Below are 246 nucleotides of genomic sequence, written 5' to 3'. Positions count from 1 at the left end.
GCGCGGTCCGGGCACGAGGATGCCCCCGAGTCATCTTTCCTATGCGCCATGCGGCCCCCAGGGCACGTGAGAGAGACACCGGACACCGTAACGGTGGGCGCCGCCCACCGGTCAGCGGCCAGAGCATGGGGGGCACGCCCGGTCCCGTTCCGAACCCGGAAGCTAAGCCCCATCGCGCCGAGAGTACTGCGGGGCCAGCCCGTGGGAGGCCAGGGCGCCGCTGACCGGTGGACGGCACCGAGCCGT

At 72.8% G+C, this 246-nt stretch carries 1 rRNA gene; it reads left to right on the top strand.

Annotation, left to right across the window (positions count from 1 at the left end):
• Positions 1 to 110: 110 nt before the first annotated feature.
• Positions 111 to 226, top strand: a 5S ribosomal RNA gene (rrf, locus tag GPK39_RS09220).
• The last annotated feature ends 20 nt before the right edge of the window (positions 227 to 246 follow it).

The organism is Collinsella aerofaciens (assembly GCF_018785245.1).
GTDB lineage: Bacteria > Actinomycetota > Coriobacteriia > Coriobacteriales > Coriobacteriaceae > Collinsella > Collinsella aerofaciens_AD.
Note: the sequence above shows the minus strand (reverse complement) of the source record. Positions and strands in the feature narration are given on the sequence as shown.